The sequence below is a fragment of the Isoptericola sp. 178 genome, assembly GCF_030586525.1.
Taxonomy (GTDB): Bacteria; Actinomycetota; Actinomycetes; order Actinomycetales; family Cellulomonadaceae; genus Isoptericola; species Isoptericola sediminis.
In genome coordinates this window covers 316,294-330,508 of sequence record NZ_JAUQYN010000003.1, presented here as the reverse complement: position 1 = coordinate 330,508, position 14,215 = coordinate 316,294, and the positions used below count along the sequence as shown (strand labels likewise).

General features: G+C 73.6%; 15 protein-coding genes. All 15 read left to right on the top strand.

Annotated features, from left to right (window positions below; all coding sequences use genetic code 11):
* The first annotated feature begins 27 nt into the window (after positions 1 to 27).
* The 15 genes from Q6349_RS10675 to pyrF all read left to right on the top strand — a co-directional run bounded on the left by Q6349_RS10675 (position 28) and on the right by pyrF (position 14,091).
* Positions 28 to 1,407 carry an MFS transporter gene (locus tag Q6349_RS10675; RefSeq protein ID WP_304604065.1) on the top strand — a complete coding sequence of 460 codons (1,380 nt, stop codon included), beginning with the start codon at positions 28 to 30 and terminating at the stop codon, positions 1,405 to 1,407.
* Between the two features lie 81 nt (positions 1,408 to 1,488).
* Positions 1,489 to 1,854 (top strand): iron chaperone, encoded by a 366-nt coding sequence (locus Q6349_RS10670; RefSeq protein WP_171248241.1) that lies wholly within the window; start codon positions 1,489 to 1,491, stop codon positions 1,852 to 1,854.
* 6 nt (positions 1,855 to 1,860) lie between these two features.
* Positions 1,861 to 2,295, top strand: a complete 435-nt coding sequence (locus Q6349_RS10665; RefSeq protein ID WP_304604064.1) for a TIGR03668 family PPOX class F420-dependent oxidoreductase — start codon at positions 1,861 to 1,863, stop codon at positions 2,293 to 2,295.
* A 32-nt stretch (positions 2,296 to 2,327) separates the two neighbouring features.
* The gene (locus Q6349_RS10660) at positions 2,328 to 2,783 is read left to right on the top strand and encodes a type II 3-dehydroquinate dehydratase (RefSeq protein ID WP_171248243.1); all 456 of its coding nucleotides are present in this window, start codon (positions 2,328 to 2,330) and stop codon (positions 2,781 to 2,783) included.
* A gap of 60 nt (positions 2,784 to 2,843) precedes the next feature.
* Positions 2,844 to 3,524 carry a hypothetical protein gene (locus tag Q6349_RS10655; RefSeq protein ID WP_304604063.1) on the top strand — a complete coding sequence of 227 codons (681 nt, stop codon included), beginning with the start codon at positions 2,844 to 2,846 and terminating at the stop codon, positions 3,522 to 3,524.
* 4 nt (positions 3,525 to 3,528) lie between these two features.
* Positions 3,529 to 3,900 carry a hypothetical protein gene (locus Q6349_RS10650; RefSeq protein ID WP_171248245.1) on the top strand — a complete coding sequence of 124 codons (372 nt, stop codon included), beginning with the start codon at positions 3,529 to 3,531 and terminating at the stop codon, positions 3,898 to 3,900.
* 96 nt (positions 3,901 to 3,996) lie between these two features.
* A complete protein-coding gene (gene efp / locus Q6349_RS10645) occupies positions 3,997 to 4,560 on the top strand; it encodes an elongation factor P (RefSeq protein ID WP_171248246.1) in 564 nt (187 codons plus the stop codon).
* 1 nt (position 4,561) lies between these two features.
* The gene (nusB, locus tag Q6349_RS10640) at positions 4,562 to 4,978 is read left to right on the top strand and encodes a transcription antitermination factor NusB (protein WP_171248247.1); all 417 of its coding nucleotides are present in this window, start codon (positions 4,562 to 4,564) and stop codon (positions 4,976 to 4,978) included.
* Between the two features lie 122 nt (positions 4,979 to 5,100).
* Complete coding sequence (pyrR, locus tag Q6349_RS10635; RefSeq protein ID WP_304604062.1) at positions 5,101 to 5,706, top strand: bifunctional pyr operon transcriptional regulator/uracil phosphoribosyltransferase PyrR; 606 nt, start codon at positions 5,101 to 5,103, stop codon at positions 5,704 to 5,706.
* The gene (locus Q6349_RS10630; RefSeq protein WP_171248248.1) at positions 5,703 to 6,692 is read left to right on the top strand and encodes an aspartate carbamoyltransferase catalytic subunit; all 990 of its coding nucleotides are present in this window, start codon (positions 5,703 to 5,705) and stop codon (positions 6,690 to 6,692) included. Before pyrR ends, Q6349_RS10630 begins: the two co-directional genes overlap by 4 nt.
* On the top strand, positions 6,689 to 8,026 hold the full coding sequence (locus Q6349_RS10625; protein ID WP_304604061.1) for a dihydroorotase: 1,338 nt from the start codon (positions 6,689 to 6,691) through the stop codon (positions 8,024 to 8,026). Before Q6349_RS10630 ends, Q6349_RS10625 begins: the two co-directional genes overlap by 4 nt.
* Positions 8,023 to 8,577: a hypothetical protein gene (locus Q6349_RS10620; RefSeq protein ID WP_304604060.1), complete on the top strand. Its 555-nt coding sequence runs from the start codon at positions 8,023 to 8,025 to the stop codon at positions 8,575 to 8,577. The genes Q6349_RS10625 and Q6349_RS10620 overlap by 4 nt, the downstream gene beginning before the upstream one ends.
* A complete protein-coding gene (gene carA / locus Q6349_RS10615; RefSeq protein WP_304604059.1) occupies positions 8,574 to 9,851 on the top strand; it encodes a glutamine-hydrolyzing carbamoyl-phosphate synthase small subunit in 1,278 nt (425 codons plus the stop codon). Before Q6349_RS10620 ends, carA begins: the two co-directional genes overlap by 4 nt.
* Entirely contained in the window at positions 9,851 to 13,225 is a 3,375-nt protein-coding gene (gene carB / locus Q6349_RS10610; RefSeq protein WP_304604058.1) for a carbamoyl-phosphate synthase large subunit, read from the top strand. Before carA ends, carB begins: the two co-directional genes overlap by 1 nt.
* Complete coding sequence (gene pyrF, locus Q6349_RS10605) at positions 13,222 to 14,091, top strand: orotidine-5'-phosphate decarboxylase (RefSeq protein WP_304604057.1); 870 nt, start codon at positions 13,222 to 13,224, stop codon at positions 14,089 to 14,091. Before carB ends, pyrF begins: the two co-directional genes overlap by 4 nt.
* Positions 14,092 to 14,215 lie beyond the last annotated feature (124 nt).

Here is a 14,215-nt window from a genome sequence, read left to right as displayed (position 1 = left end):
CCCCGGGATGCGCCAGACTCACCGACCATGAGCGACACGACACCGACGACGTCGTCGGGCCACGACGGCGCCTCCGCCACCTTCGCCACGCTGCCGCCCACCGAGCGGCGGCGTCGCGTGGTGGCGTGGGCCCTGTGGGACTGGGCCACCCAGCCGTTCAACACGGTGATCGTCACCTTCGTCTTCACCGCCCTGTACCTGACCAGCGACGCCTTCCTGGAGCCGTCCGTGGCGGCGCTGGGCGCGGACGACCCGGCCCGGGAGAGCGCCCTGGCCACGCTCTCCAGCGGGCTGGGCGCCTGGATCACCGCCGGCGGGGTGCTGGTGGCCCTGCTCGCACCCGTGCTGGGCCGCCGGGCCGACGTGGCCGGCCGCCGCAAGGCCTGGCTCGCCGGGGGCACGGTCGTGCTCGTCGTGGCGATGTTCGGTCTCGGCCTCGTGCGGGCGGAGCCGGCGTACTTCGCGCTCGGGGCCGCGCTCGTGTCGCTGGGCAGCGTGGCGGGGGAGATCGCCGGGGTGAACTACAACGCGATGCTCACGCAGGTCTCGACGCCGTCCACCGTGGGTCGCGTCTCCGGGCTGGGCTGGGGCCTGGGTTACATGGGCGGGATCGTCGCGCTCGTCCTGGTGGTCGTGGCCAGCAGCGCGGACTTCTTCGGGATGGACACCTCGGACGGCTGGGGCTACCGGGCGATCGCGATCGGGTGCGGGTTGTGGGCCGTCGCCTTCGCCTGGCCGCTCTTCCGCCGGGTGCCCGAGGCCCCGCCGGCCGCGGACAGGCCCCGGGTGGGGTTCTTCGCGGGCTACGTCGAGCTGTGGCGGGACGTCGTCGACCTGTGGCGCACCGCGCGCACGACCTTCTGGTTCCTGCTGGCCAGCGCCGTCTACCGCGACGGGCTGGCCGGCGTGTTCACCTTCGGCGCGATCGTCGCGGCCGTGTCCTATCGCTTCGGCGACAACGACGTGATGATCTTCGGCATCGCGGCGAACCTCATCGCCGGCGTGAGCACCATGGCCGCGGGACTCTTCGACGACCGGTTGGGGCCGCGCACGGTGATCCTGTGGTCGCTGGCCGCCCTGGTGCTGTGCGGCACGGCGATCGTCGCGCTGTACCCCCTGGGGGCTCCGGTGTTCTGGATCGCCGGGCTCGCCCTGACGGCGTTCGTCGGGCCCGCGCAGTCCGCCTCCCGGTCGTTCCTGGCGCGGGTCACGCCCGCGGGCCGGGAGTCGGAGGTGTTCGGGCTGTACGCCACCACCGGCCGCGCCGTCTCGTTCCTGACCCCGGCGCTGTGGACCGCCGTCATCGCCCTGACCGGTGCGACGATCTGGGGCACGCTCGCGATCGTCGTCGTCCTGCTCGCCGGACTGGTGCTCATGCTCGTGGTCACCGATCCCGCCGAGCGCTGACCTCTCCCTCGTGACCTGCCCACGGGACCTGCCGGTGCGACCCGCTGGCGAGGTACGCGGGACGCCCGCAGCATGGGTCGCATGGGGCAGGTGACCGCGTACGTGGCCGGCCTGGACGAGCCCGACCGGTCCGCGGTGGCCGACGTCGTCGCCCGGGCGCGTCGGCTCGTGCCCGAGGCCACCGAGGGTGTCGGCTACGGCATGCCGGCGCTGCGGTACCGGGACAGCCCGCTGCTCGCCGTCGTCGCCCGGGCGCACCACGTCGGTGTCTATCCGTTCAGCCCGGCGGCGATCGTGGCGCTCGCCGACCGGCTGGCCGACTTCCGGGTGACGAAGGGGTCGATCGCGTTCCAGCCCGACCATCCGCTGCCCGGCGAGGTCGTGGACCGGCTGGTGACGCTGCGCCGTGAGGAGATCGACGCCCTCCGGACGCGCCGGCCGGTGTAGACGCCCGTGCCGGCCCTCGACGCGGCCACCTGCCGCCGCCGGTTCGCCGCGGCACGTCATGCGGTGCTCGCCACCTCCGCCGACGACGTGCCGCACCTGGTGCCGGTGACGTTCGCCGTGGTTCCCGCGCTGGATGGCGCCCCGGACCGGGTCGACGTGGTGACCGCCGTCGACCACAAGCCCAAGCGGACGAGCGACCTGCGCCGGCTGCGCAACCTGCGGGCCAACCCGCGGGCGGCGCTGCTGGTGGACGTCTACGACGACGACTGGGACCGGCTGTGGTGGGTCCGGGTGGACGTCCGCGCCCGGTCGGGCGACGCCGGCCGCGAGGCCGCGCTGGACGCGCTGGCCGCCCGGTACGCGCCGTACCGACGCGCGCGACCGTCCGGTCCGGTGGTCCGGCTCGCCGTGGAGCGCTGGCGCGGGTGGTCGGCCCGGTGACCGGGCGGGGGAGTGCTGGCTAGGCTCGGGACATGACCGACACACCGCGCGTGATGATCCTCAACGGCCCGAACCTCGGCCGGCTCGGCGTGCGCGAGCCGGAGATCTACGGCCACGCGTCGATGGCGGACCTGCGCGAGGTCGCCGACGACTGGGGCGCGCGGCTCGGTCTGGACGTGGAGGTGCGCCAGACCGACGACGAGGCGCAGATCGTGGGCTGGCTGCACGAGGCCGTGGACTCGCGGTCGCACGTCGTCCTCAACCCTGCAGCCTTCACCCACTACAGCTATGCGCTGCGGGACGCCGCGGCCCAGGTGACGACGTCGTCGCTGCTGCTGGTCGAGGTGCACCTGTCCAACCCGGCGGCGCGGGAGTCGTTCCGGCACTACTCGGTGGTCGCCGGCATCGCGACGGGGACCGTGGCCGGGTTCGGCTTCGACTCCTACCGCCTGGCGCTCGAGGCGATCTCTCACAAGCTCTCGCACTAGATCACCGCATATCAAGTCCTCTTGCTTGATCAGGCACCATCAAGACTCTATGCTTGATCCATGATCGTGCTGACGGTGGACCAGCGGGACAGCACCACCCGGGGTGACCTCGTGCCGGAGGTGCTCGCGCTGCTGCGCACCCGCACGGGCGGCGAGCGGCCCGGCGTGCGCCTCGGGTTCGACCGGACGGTCGGCGACGAGGTGCAGGGTGTGCTGGACGGCGACGACGGTGCCCGGCTCGCCGTCGAGATCGTCGCCGACCTCCTGCGCGACGGGGGCTGGTCGGTCGGCGTCGGCGTCGGGGCCGTGCAGGATCCGTTGCCGGCCGCCTCGCGCGCCGCGTCCGGCCCGGCGTTCGTCCGGGCGCGCGAGGCGGTCGAGGACGCCAAGCGGCGCGGCAGCGTCGTGCCGCTCGCCGTCGTCGGTGCCACGGACGAGCCGGGAGCCACGATCGCCGCGGACGCCCAGTCGCTGCTCCGGCTGCTGGGCGCCGTCGCGGCGCGTCGGTCCCCGGCCGGCTGGGAGGCCGTCGATACCCTCGGCGAGCAGGAGGCGTCGGCGGCGCCGCAACGGGCGACGGCGGAGGTCCTGGGCGTGAGCGAGCAGGCGGTCAGCCAACGGCTGCGCACCGCCCTGTGGGCCGAGGAGCTGGCGGTGCGTCCCCTGGCCGCGCGGCTGCTGCGGGCGGCCGACGTGGCGGCGTGCGCCGCGGACGGACCCGGCGGACCGGTGGAGGAGTGAGGCGATGATCTGGTGGGCCGTCGGGCTGTGGGTGGTCACCCTCGCCCTGAGCGTCGGGGGTGGTGCCTGGCTGGTGCCCCTCGTGCTGCGGCACGCCGAGTCCCGGGCCGGGGCGCGGGCGCAGGCCGAGGCGCTGGCCGTGCTCGGCAACGGCACGTGGATCGGTCTGCTCGAGCGGTTCGCGATCACCGGCACCGTCCTGGCCGGCTACCCGGAGGGGGTCGCCGTCGTCGTCGCCGTCAAGGCGCTGGGCCGGCTGCCGGAGCTGCGCGAGCACCCCGTGGCGGGGGAGCGGTTCGTCGTGGGCAGCCTCGCCTCGTTGGTGTGGGCGGGGTCGCTCGGGGTGGCCGGGCAGGCGCTGCTGTCGTCCCTGTAGACTGTTCCGGGCCGTTCTGCCGCCGGGATGCCGACATCCCGCCGGGGCGACCGGCCGACCATCCTTTCCCGAGACCTGTCGAGGACGAACAACACCGTGGCTACCTCCAACGACATCAAGAACGGCACCGTGCTGCGCATCGACGGCCAGCTCTGGTCCGTTCTCGAGTTCCAGCACGTCAAGCCGGGCAAGGGTGGCGCGTTCGTCCGCACCAAGCTGAAGAACGTGCTCTCGGGCAAGGTGGTCGACAAGACGTTCAACGCCGGCGCGAAGGTCGAGACGGCCAACGTGGACCGCCGCGACTACCAGTACCTGTACATGGACGGCGAGGACTTCGTCTTCATGGACACCGACACCTACGACCAGATCCCGGTCTCCACGACCGTCGTGGGCGGCGCCAAGGACTACATGCTCGAGGGCATGAGCGTCATGGTCGCCATGAACGAGGGCGTCCCCCTCTACGTCGAGCTGCCCCCGTCGGTCGTGCTGGAGATCACCTACACCGAGCCGGGCCTGCAGGGCGACCGCTCCACCGGCGGCACGAAGCCGGCCACCCTGGAGACCGGCGCCGAGGTCCAGGTCCCGCTGTTCCTCGACCAGGGCACCAAGGTCAAGGTCGACACCCGTGACGGGTCGTACCTCGGCCGCGTGAACGACTGACGTGGGCGCACGGACCAAGGCGCGCAAGCGCGCCGCCGACATCCTCTTCGAGTCGGAGCAGCGCGCGATGGACCCGCTCGTGCTGCTCGCCGACCGGGTGATCGAGCCGCACGCCGAGGCGAGCGTGCCGCAGTACACCGTCGAGCTCGTCGAGGGCGTCGTCGCCCACCGCGAGCGGATCGACGAGCTGCTCGAGACCTACTCGCGCGACTGGACCCTGGCGCGCATGCCGGCCGTCGACCGGTCGCTCCTGCGGGTGGGTGCCTACGAGCTGCTGTACAACGACGACGTGCCCGACGCCGTGGCCGTCGACGAGGCGGTGGACCTGGCGGGCCAGCTGTCCACCGACGAGTCGCCGAGCTTCGTCAACGGCGTCCTCGGGCGGCTGATGGAGATCAAGCCGACCCTGCTCGACTGACGGCGCGGGCCGCCGGGCGTCCACCGTGCGGACGCCCGGCGCCCGCCGCCGAGGTTCCGGGTTAGGCTTGCCCGGAACAGACCCCCTTTAATGCCGTCCCGTGAGGCGGAGAAGGAGTCCCGTTGAGCCCTGGCCCTGCGCTGCCCGCAGACCCCACCCCGGACGGCACGACCGTCCTCGGCGCGAGCGACGTCTCCCGCGCCCTCACCCGCATCGCCCACGAGATCGTCGAACGCGCCAAGGGCGCCGACGACGTGGTGCTGCTCGGCATCCCGACCCGCGGGGTGACCCTCGCCCACCGGCTCGCCGAGCGGCTGGCCGGCATCGAACCGGCCTTCGACCCCGCCGCGAGCACCGGCGAGCTCGACGTCACGATGTACCGCGACGACCTGCGTCGCCAGCCCACCCGCGCCGTCGGCGTCACCCGCCTGCCGCAGGCGGGGATCGAGGGGCGCACGGTCGTGCTCGTCGACGACGTGCTCTACTCCGGCCGGACCATCCGCGCCGCGCTGGACGCCCTCGGCGACCTGGGCCGCCCGCGGGCGGTCCGCCTTGCCTGCCTGGTCGACCGCGGGCACCGCGAGCTGCCCATCCGCCCGGACTTCGTGGGCAAGAACCTGCCGACCTCCACCTCGGAGCGTGTCCGCGTGCTGCTCTCCGAGGTCGACGGGGTCGAGGACGCCGTGGTCATCTCCGGCCGCGAGCACGGCGAGGGGGGTGCGCGATGAAGCACCTGCTCTCCACCGCCGACCTGAGCAAGGACGAGGCGGTGCTGCTGCTGGACACCGCGGCGCAGATGGCCGCGACCCAGTCCCGCGAGATCAAGAAGCTGCCCACCCTGCGCGGGCGCACCGTGGTCAACCTCTTCTTCGAGGACTCCACCCGCACCCGGATCTCCTTCGAGACCGCCGCCAAGCGGCTGTCCGCCGACGTCATCAACTTCTCCGCCAAGGGGTCGAGCGTCTCCAAGGGAGAGTCCCTCAAGGACACGGCCCTGACGCTGCACGCCATGGGCGCCGACGCCGTCGTGGTGCGGCACTGGGCCTCCGGCGCCCCCTACCAGCTCGCGCACGCCGGCTGGCTGGACGCGGGCGTGCTCAACGCGGGCGACGGCACGCACCAGCACCCCACCCAGGCGCTGCTGGACGCGTACACGATCCGGCGGCACCTCGTGGGTCTCCGCGGCGGCGCGGGCGAGGGCGTCGGTGCCGACCTGGCAGGCCTGAAGGTCGCCATCGTCGGCGACGTGCTGCACTCCCGGGTCGCGCGGGCCAACGTGGCGCTGCTGCACACGCTCGGCGCCGAGGTGACCCTGGTCGCCCCGCCCACTCTCGTCCCCGTCGGGGTGGAGACGTGGCCGTGCGCCGTGTCCTACCACCTCGACCAGACCCTGGCGGAGTTCCAGCCGGACGCCGTCATGATGCTGCGCGTCCAGCGCGAGCGGATGTCCGGCGGCGCGGGGGGGTTCTTCCCGAGCCCGCTGGAGTACACCCGCTACTACGGCCTGGACGCCCGGCGCCTGGCGCGGCTGGCCGACCACGCGATCGTGCTGCACCCCGGCCCGATGAACCGGGGCCTGGAGATCTCGGCGGAGGCCGCCGACTCCGACCGCGCCGTCATCGTCGAGCAGGTCGCCAACGGCGTCGCCGTGCGGATGGCGGCCCTCTACCTGCTGATGGCCGGGGAGGACTCGGCAGAAGGGAACGACCTGTGAGCCAGCAGTCCACCACCTACGTCCTGCGCGGGGCACGTCCGCTGGGCGGGGAACCCGCCGACGTCGTGCTGCGCGACGGCGTGGTCGCCGAGATCACCGCGGCCGGCGCGGCCGACACAACCGGGGCGGAGGTCGTCGAGGCCGACGGGCAGGTCCTGCTGCCCGGGCTGGTCGACCTGCACACGCACCTGCGCGAACCCGGTCGCGAGGACGCCGAGACCGTCGCCTCGGGGACCCGGGCCGCCGCGGCCGGCGGGTTCACCGCCGTGCACGCGATGGCGAACACCTCGCCCGTGGCCGACACCGCCGGTGTCGTGGAGCAGGTCCACCGTCTCGGCCAGGAGGCCGGATGGGTGGACGTGCACCCCGTCGGGGCCGTGACGGTGGGTCTCGACGGCGAGCGTCTCGCCGAGCTGGGGGCCATGGCCGACTCCGCGGCCCACGTGCGGGTCTTCTCCGACGACGGCAGGTGTGTCGCGGACCCCGTGCTCATGCGGCGCGCGCTGGAGTACGTCAAGGCGTTCGACGGCGTCGTCGCCCAGCACGCCCAGGAGCCCCGCCTGACCGAGGGCGCCCAGATGAACGAGGGCGTCGTCTCCGGCGAGATCGGCCTGACCGGATGGCCCGCCGTCGCCGAGGAGGCGATCATCGCCCGCGACGTGCTCCTCGCCGAGCACGTCGGCTCGCGGCTGCACGTGTGCCACCTGTCCACCGCCGGGTCGGTGGAGATCGTGCGCTGGGCCAAGTCCCGGGGCATCGACGTCACCGCCGAGGTCACCCCGCACCACCTGCTGCTCACCGACGACCTGGCGCGCAGCTACGACCCCACGTTCAAGGTGAACCCGCCGCTGCGCACCGCGGCCGACGTCGAGGCCGTGCGCGAGGGCCTGGCCGACGGCACGATCGACATCGTGGCCACCGACCACGCCCCGCACACCCGCGAGGACAAGGACTGCGAGTGGGGCGCCGCCGCGTTCGGCATGACCGGCCTGGAGACCGCGCTGAGCGTGGTGCAGGAGACGATGGTCGACACCGGGCGGCTGACCTGGGCGGACGTCGCCCGGGTGCTGTCGGCCGCCCCCGCACGGATCGGCCGGGTCGACACCGGACCGGCCGCGCAGGGTCGACCGGTCGCCGTCGGCGAGCCCGCCAACCTCACCCTCCTCGACCCGGCGGCCCGCCGGACGGTCGACGGTGCCGCGCAGGTCACCGCGAGCGGCAACACGCCGTTCCGCGGGCGCACCCTGCCCGGAGAGGTCCGCGCGACGTTCCTGCGCGGCCGGGCGACCGTGCTCGACGGCACGCCGGTCGCGGTGGGGGAGGCGGTCCGATGAACCTGCCGCTGCCCGTCGCCGTCGGGATCTGGGTCGTCGTCGGCCTCGTCCTGCTGCTGCTCGTCCTCACCGGCCGCCGCCGGCTGGCCACCCGCACCCGGCACCTGGTGCCCGCCCCGCCGGAGCCGCCCCTGACCGAGGGGGAGCTCGGCGAGCCGGTCGTCGGCCCGGTGGAGGCCGTCTACGTCTCCAGCACCCTGCACGGGGACTGGTTGGCCCGGATCGGTGCCCACGGACTGGGCGACCGGTCCCACGCCGAGGTCACCGTGTACGCGGGCGGCGTCGTCGTCGACCGCGACGCCGCCCGGCCCCTGCTGCTGCCCGCCGACGCGCTGCGCGCCGCCGGGACCGCGCCGGGCATGGCCGGCAAGTACGTCGGGCGCGACGGCCTCGTCGTGCTGACCTGGCAGGTGCCGGCCGACGGCACCGTCGAGGCCGCCACCGTCGACACGGGGCTGCGCACCCGCCACCGGGCCGACCACGACCGGCTCCTGGCCGCCGTGCGGCCCCTGATCTCCCCGACCACGCCGAGCCCGAAGGATCCGCAGTGAGCACCACCACCAGCAACGAACCGGCGGTCCTCGTCCTCGAGGACGGCACCGTCGCCCGCGGCACCGCCTACGGCGCCCGGGGCGCCACCGTCGGCGAGATCGTGTTCTCCACCGGCATGACCGGCTACCAGGAGACCCTCACCGACCCCTCCTACCACCGCCAGATCGTCGTGATGACCGCGCCGCACATCGGCAACACCGGCATCAACGCCGACGACCCCGAGTCGCACCGCATCTGGGTCGCCGGCTACGTCCTGCGCGACCCCGCCCGCCGGCACTCGAGCTGGCGGGCCACCGGCAGCCTCGACGAGGAGCTGGCGTCCCAGGACGTCGTCAGCATCGCCGGCGTCGACACCCGGTTCCTCACGCGCCACCTGCGCGAGCTCGGCGTCATGCGCGCCGGCATCTTCTCCGGCGACGCGCTGTTCACCGACGGCGTCGAGCGGGACGTCGCGGACCTCGTGGCGGAGGTGCGGGCCGCACCGCCCATGGCCGGCGCGGACCTCGCCCGCGAGGTGTCGACCGCCGAGACCTACACGGTCGAGCCCTCCGGCGACTTCGCCGGGGCCGACCCCGTGGCCACCGTGGTGGCCGTCGACCTCGGCATCAAGGCGATGACGCCCGCGCGTCTCGCCGAACGTGGCGTGCGCGTGCACGTGGTGCCCCAGTCGGCGACCTTCGAGGACGTCGTCGCGCTGCTGCCCGAGGACGGCCCGTCCGGCGTCTTCTTCTCCAACGGCCCGGGCGACCCTGCCGCCGCGACGGCCGAGGTCGACCTGCTGCGCCGGGTGCTCGACCGCCGGATCCCGTTCTTCGGCATCTGCTTCGGCAACCAGCTCTTCGGCCGGGCGCTGGGCTACGGCACCTACAAGCTCGGCTACGGCCACCGCGGCATCAACCAGCCCGTGCTGGACCGCACCACGGACAAGGTGGAGGTCACGGCCCACAACCACGGGTTCGCCGTGGACGCCCCGGTCGAGGCGGTCAGCACCGCCCCGCACGACGGCGAGCGCGACGACGACACCCGCTACGGGCGCGTCATCGTCTCCCACGTCGGGCTCAACGACCGGGTGGTCGAGGGCCTGACCGCCCTGGACCTGCCGGCGTTCTCCGTCCAGTACCACCCCGAGGCCGCCGCCGGACCGCACGACAGCGCCTACCTGTTCGACCGCTTCGTCGAGCTCATGACCACCCGCCGGCCCGTGCACGTCCCCGACGCAGCGCTCACGGCGCTGACCGCACCGGGCACCACCACCGGCGAGAAGGAGAACTGATGCCCCGCCGTTCCGACCTCTCCTCCGTCCTGGTCATCGGGTCCGGCCCGATCGTCATCGGCCAGGCCTGCGAGTTCGACTACTCCGGCACCCAGGCGTGCCGTGTGCTGAAGGAGGAGGGCCTGCGCGTCGTGCTGGTCAACTCCAACCCGGCCACGATCATGACCGACCCGGAGTTCGCCGACGCCACCTACGTCGAGCCGATCACCCGCGAGGTGCTCACCTCCATCATCGCCAAGGAGCGACCCGACGCCCTGCTGCCCACCCTCGGCGGGCAGACGGCCCTCAACGCGGCCATCGAGCTGCACGAGGCCGGGGTGCTGGAGGAGTACGGCGTCGAGCTCATCGGCGCGAACATCCCGGCCATCCGCAAGGGCGAGGACCGCGAGGAGTTCAAGGAGGTCGTCGAGGTCTGCGGCGGCGAGTCCGCCCGCTCGCGCATCATCCACTCCGTCGACGGTGCGCTCGAGGCCGCCGAGGACCTCGGCTACCCGATGGTCGTGCGGCCGTCCTACACCATGGGCGGGCTCGGGTCGGGCCTCGCCTACGACGAGGCGGACCTGCGCCGCATCGTGAGTCAGGGCCTGCACTACTCCCCGGTGACCGAGGTGCTCCTGGAGGAGTCGATCCTCGGCTGGAAGGAGTACGAGCTGGAGCTCATGCGCGACAAGAACGACAACGTCGTGGTCGTGTGCTCCATCGAGAACGTCGACCCGGTCGGCGTGCACACCGGCGACTCGGTGACCGTCGCCCCGGCGATGACCCTCACCGACCGCGAGTACCAGACGCTGCGCGACATCGGCATCGCGGTCATCCGCGAGGTGGGCGTGGACACCGGCGGCTGCAACATCCAGTTCGCGGTCGAGCCCGACACGGGGCGCGTCGTCGTCATCGAGATGAACCCGCGGGTGTCGCGCTCGTCGGCGCTGGCCTCCAAGGCCACCGGGTTCCCGATCGCGAAGATCGCCGCCAAGCTCGCCGTCGGCTACACGCTCGACGAGATCCCCAACGACATCACGCAGGTCACCCCGGCCAGCTTCGAGCCGACGCTCGACTACGTCGTGGTCAAGGTGCCGCGGTTCGCCTTCGAGAAGTTCCCGGCGGCGGACGACACCCTCACCACCACGATGAAGTCCGTGGGCGAGGCCATGGCCCTGGGCCGCAACTTCACCGAGGCCCTCGGCAAGGCGCTGCGCAGCATCGACAAGGGTGGCGTCGACTTCCACTGGACCGGCGAGGCGCCGTCCGGCGACGAGCTGGCCGAGCTCCTCACCGCGATCCGCACGCCCACCGAGCAGCGCCTGGTCGGCGTCCAGCAGGCACTGCGCGCGGTCGAGGCGGGGCACGCCACGCTCGAGCAGGTCTTCGACGCGACCAAGATCGACCCGTGGTTCCTGGACCAGATCCTGCTGGTCAACGAGGTCGCCGCCGAGGTGGCCGCCGCGCCGAACCTCACCGCGGACCTGCTGCGGCTCGCCAAGCGCCACGGGCTGTCCGACGTCCAGGTCGCCGCGCTGCGGTCCATGGGGCCCGGGGGAGCGGCCGGTGTGCGCGAGGCGCGTCACGCCCTGGGCGTGCGGCCGGTGTACAAGACGGTGGACACCTGCGCCGCGGAGTTCGCCGCGCGCACGCCGTACCACTACTCGTCCTACGACACCGAGACCGAGGTCTCCCCGCGCGAGCGGGAAGCCGTCATCATCCTCGGTTCCGGACCCAACCGGATCGGCCAGGGCATCGAGTTCGACTACTCGTGCGTGCACGCCGCCCTGACCCTGAAGGACACCTACGAGACCGTCATGGTCAACTGCAACCCCGAGACGGTCTCGACGGACTACGACACCTCGGACCGGCTGTACTTCGAGCCGCTGACCTTCGAGGACGTCCTGGAGGTCTACGAGGCCGAGCTCGCCGCGGGGCCGGTCAAGGGCATCATCGTCCAGCTCGGCGGCCAGACCCCGCTGTCACTGGCGCAGCGCCTGTCCGACGCCGGTCTGCCGGTCCTGGGCACGACGCCCGAGGCCATCGACGCGGCCGAGGACCGCGGCCTGTTCGGCGAGGTGCTCGCCCAGGCCGGCCTCCCGGCCCCGGCGTTCGGCACCGCGCGGTCCCTGGGTGAGGCCCGGGACGTCGCGGACCGCATCGGCTACCCGGTGCTGGTGCGCCCGTCCTACGTGCTCGGCGGCCGCGGCATGGAGATCGTCTACTCCTCGGACCAGCTCACCGGGTACGTCGAGCGCGCCCTGGAGGAGGCCGCCGCGCACGCGGTGACCTCCCGCGCCCCCGGCGTCCTGCCCGCCCCGCTGCTCATCGACCGCTTCCTGGACGACGCCATGGAGATCGACGTCGACGCGCTGTTCGACGGGGAGGAGCTGTTCCTCGGCGGCGTCATGGAGCACATCGAGGAGGCGGGCATCCACTCCGGCGACTCGGCGTGCGTGCTGCCCCCGGTGTCGCTCAGCGAGGCCGAGATCGAGCGCATCCGTCGCTCCACCGAGGCGATCGCCCGGGGCGTGGGCGTGCGGGGGCTGCTCAACGTCCAGTACGCGCTGGTCTCGGACGTGCTGTACGTGCTGGAGGCGAACCCGCGGGCCTCGCGCACCGTGCCGTTCGTCTCGAAGGCTACGGGCGCCTCGCTGGCCAAGGCGGCCGCGCGCATCATGGTCGGCGAGTCGATCGCCGACCTGCGCGCCGAGGGCGTCCTGCCGGCCACCGGCGACGGCGGCAGCCTGGACCTGGGCGCACCGCTGGCCGTCAAGGAGGCCGTGCTGCCGTTCAAGCGTTTCCGCACCGCCGAGGGGCACGTGGTGGACACCGTGCTCGGTCCGGAGATGCGGTCGACCGGTGAGGTGATGGGGTTCGACAAGGACTTCCCGCACGCCTTCGCCAAGTCGCAGGCCGCCGCCTACGGGGGCCTGCCCACCGGGGGCACCGTGTTCGTCTCGGTCGCCGACCGGGACAAGCGCTCGATCGTCTTCCCCGTGCTGCGGCTGGCGGAGATCGGCTTCGAGGTGCTGGCCACGGCCGGCACCGCCCAGGTGCTGGCCCGCAACGGCATCGCGGCCACGACCGTGCGCAAGTACTCCCAGGGCGAGGGCGCGGACGGTGAGCCGACCGTCGTCGACCTCATCAACGACGGCAAGGTCGACCTGGTGGTGAACTCGCCGTCCGGTCAGGGCGCGCGTGCCGACGGGTACGAGATCCGGGCGGCCACGACGGCCGCCGACAAGCCCATGGTCACCACGGTCGACCAGCTCGCCGCGGCGGTGCAGGGGATCGAGGCCGTGCGCGGCGGCCCGTTCGACGTCGGCAGCCTGCAGGAGCACACCGCCGCCACCGTGGCGCGTCGCGAGGCCGCCGTCCGGGCGGACGCGTGACCGCGCCGGCAGGTCCGGTGCCGTTCGGGGCCCGGCTGGCCGGGGCCATGGACGACCACGGCCCGCTCTGCGTGGGCATCGACCCGCACGCGGCGCTGCTGGAGGCCTGGTCCCTGCCCGACGACGCCACCGGTGTGCGCGAGTTCGGCCTGCGTGTCGTCGAGGCGCTCGGCGGCCGGGTGGCGGCCCTGAAGCCGCAGGTGGCGTTCTTCGAGCGGCACGGCTCGCGGGGGCTGGCGGCCCTGGAGGACGTCCTGGCCGCCGCCCGCGCGGCGGGCACCCTGACGGTCGTCGACGCCAAGCGCGGCGACATCGGCTCCACGATGGCCGGCTATGCCGAGGCGTTCCTCGCGGACGGCTCGCCCCTGGCGGGCGACGCCGTCACCCTGACCCCCTACCTCGGCTTCGGCTCCCTCCGGCCGGCGCTGGACCTGGCGGCCGGGACGGGGCGCGGCGTCTTCGTGCTGTGCCTGACCTCCAACCCGGAGGGCGCGCGGGTGCAGCACGCGGTCGCCGCCGACGGGCGCAGCGTCGCCGCGTCGGTCGCGGCCGAGGCGGCGGCCCTGAACGCCGACGCCGAACCGCTGGGGTCGGTCGGCCTGGTGGTCGGTGCGACGGTCGGGGACGCGGTGCGCGCGACCGGGACGGACCTGTCGGCCGTCAACGGTCCGCTGCTGGCCCCGGGGGTCGGGGCGCAGGGCGCGGGGGAGCGCGAGCTGGCCGCCGTGTTCGGCGCCGCGCGAGGCCAGGTCCTGGCCTCGTCGTCGCGGGGCGTGCTGGCCGCCGGACCCGACGCCGGCGCTCTGCGCGGTGCTGCCGCGGCGGCCGTCGCCGAGGTGTCCGCGGCGCTGCGTCCGGCGCGCTGACCGGCCGGGACGTCCCGGCCGCGTCCGGTTGGATGCGGTTCGGGACGAATGTCGACGGTCGGCCGGCGTGGGTTTTCCCACAGGGGCCCCCAGCGATTGCCGCTCCCGCAGGTCGTGGCTACTT

Excerpts from the sequence above, each read along its gene's own strand:
- Q6349_RS10675 (WP_304604065.1), top strand. The coding sequence starts at position 28 with ATGAGCGACACGACACCGACGACGTCGTCGGGCCACGACGGCGCCTCC.
- Q6349_RS10670 (WP_171248241.1), top strand. The coding sequence starts at position 1,489 with ATGGGGCAGGTGACCGCGTACGTGGCCGGCCTGGACGAGCCCGACCGG.
- Q6349_RS10660 (WP_171248243.1), top strand. The coding sequence starts at position 2,328 with ATGACCGACACACCGCGCGTGATGATCCTCAACGGCCCGAACCTCGGC.
- Q6349_RS10655 (WP_304604063.1), top strand. The coding sequence starts at position 2,844 with ATGATCGTGCTGACGGTGGACCAGCGGGACAGCACCACCCGGGGTGAC.
- Q6349_RS10650 (WP_171248245.1), top strand. The coding sequence starts at position 3,529 with ATGATCTGGTGGGCCGTCGGGCTGTGGGTGGTCACCCTCGCCCTGAGC.
- Q6349_RS10630 (WP_171248248.1), top strand. The coding sequence starts at position 5,703 with ATGAAGCACCTGCTCTCCACCGCCGACCTGAGCAAGGACGAGGCGGTG.
- Q6349_RS10620 (WP_304604060.1), top strand. The coding sequence starts at position 8,023 with ATGAACCTGCCGCTGCCCGTCGCCGTCGGGATCTGGGTCGTCGTCGGC.
- carB (WP_304604058.1), top strand. The coding sequence starts at position 9,851 with ATGCCCCGCCGTTCCGACCTCTCCTCCGTCCTGGTCATCGGGTCCGGC.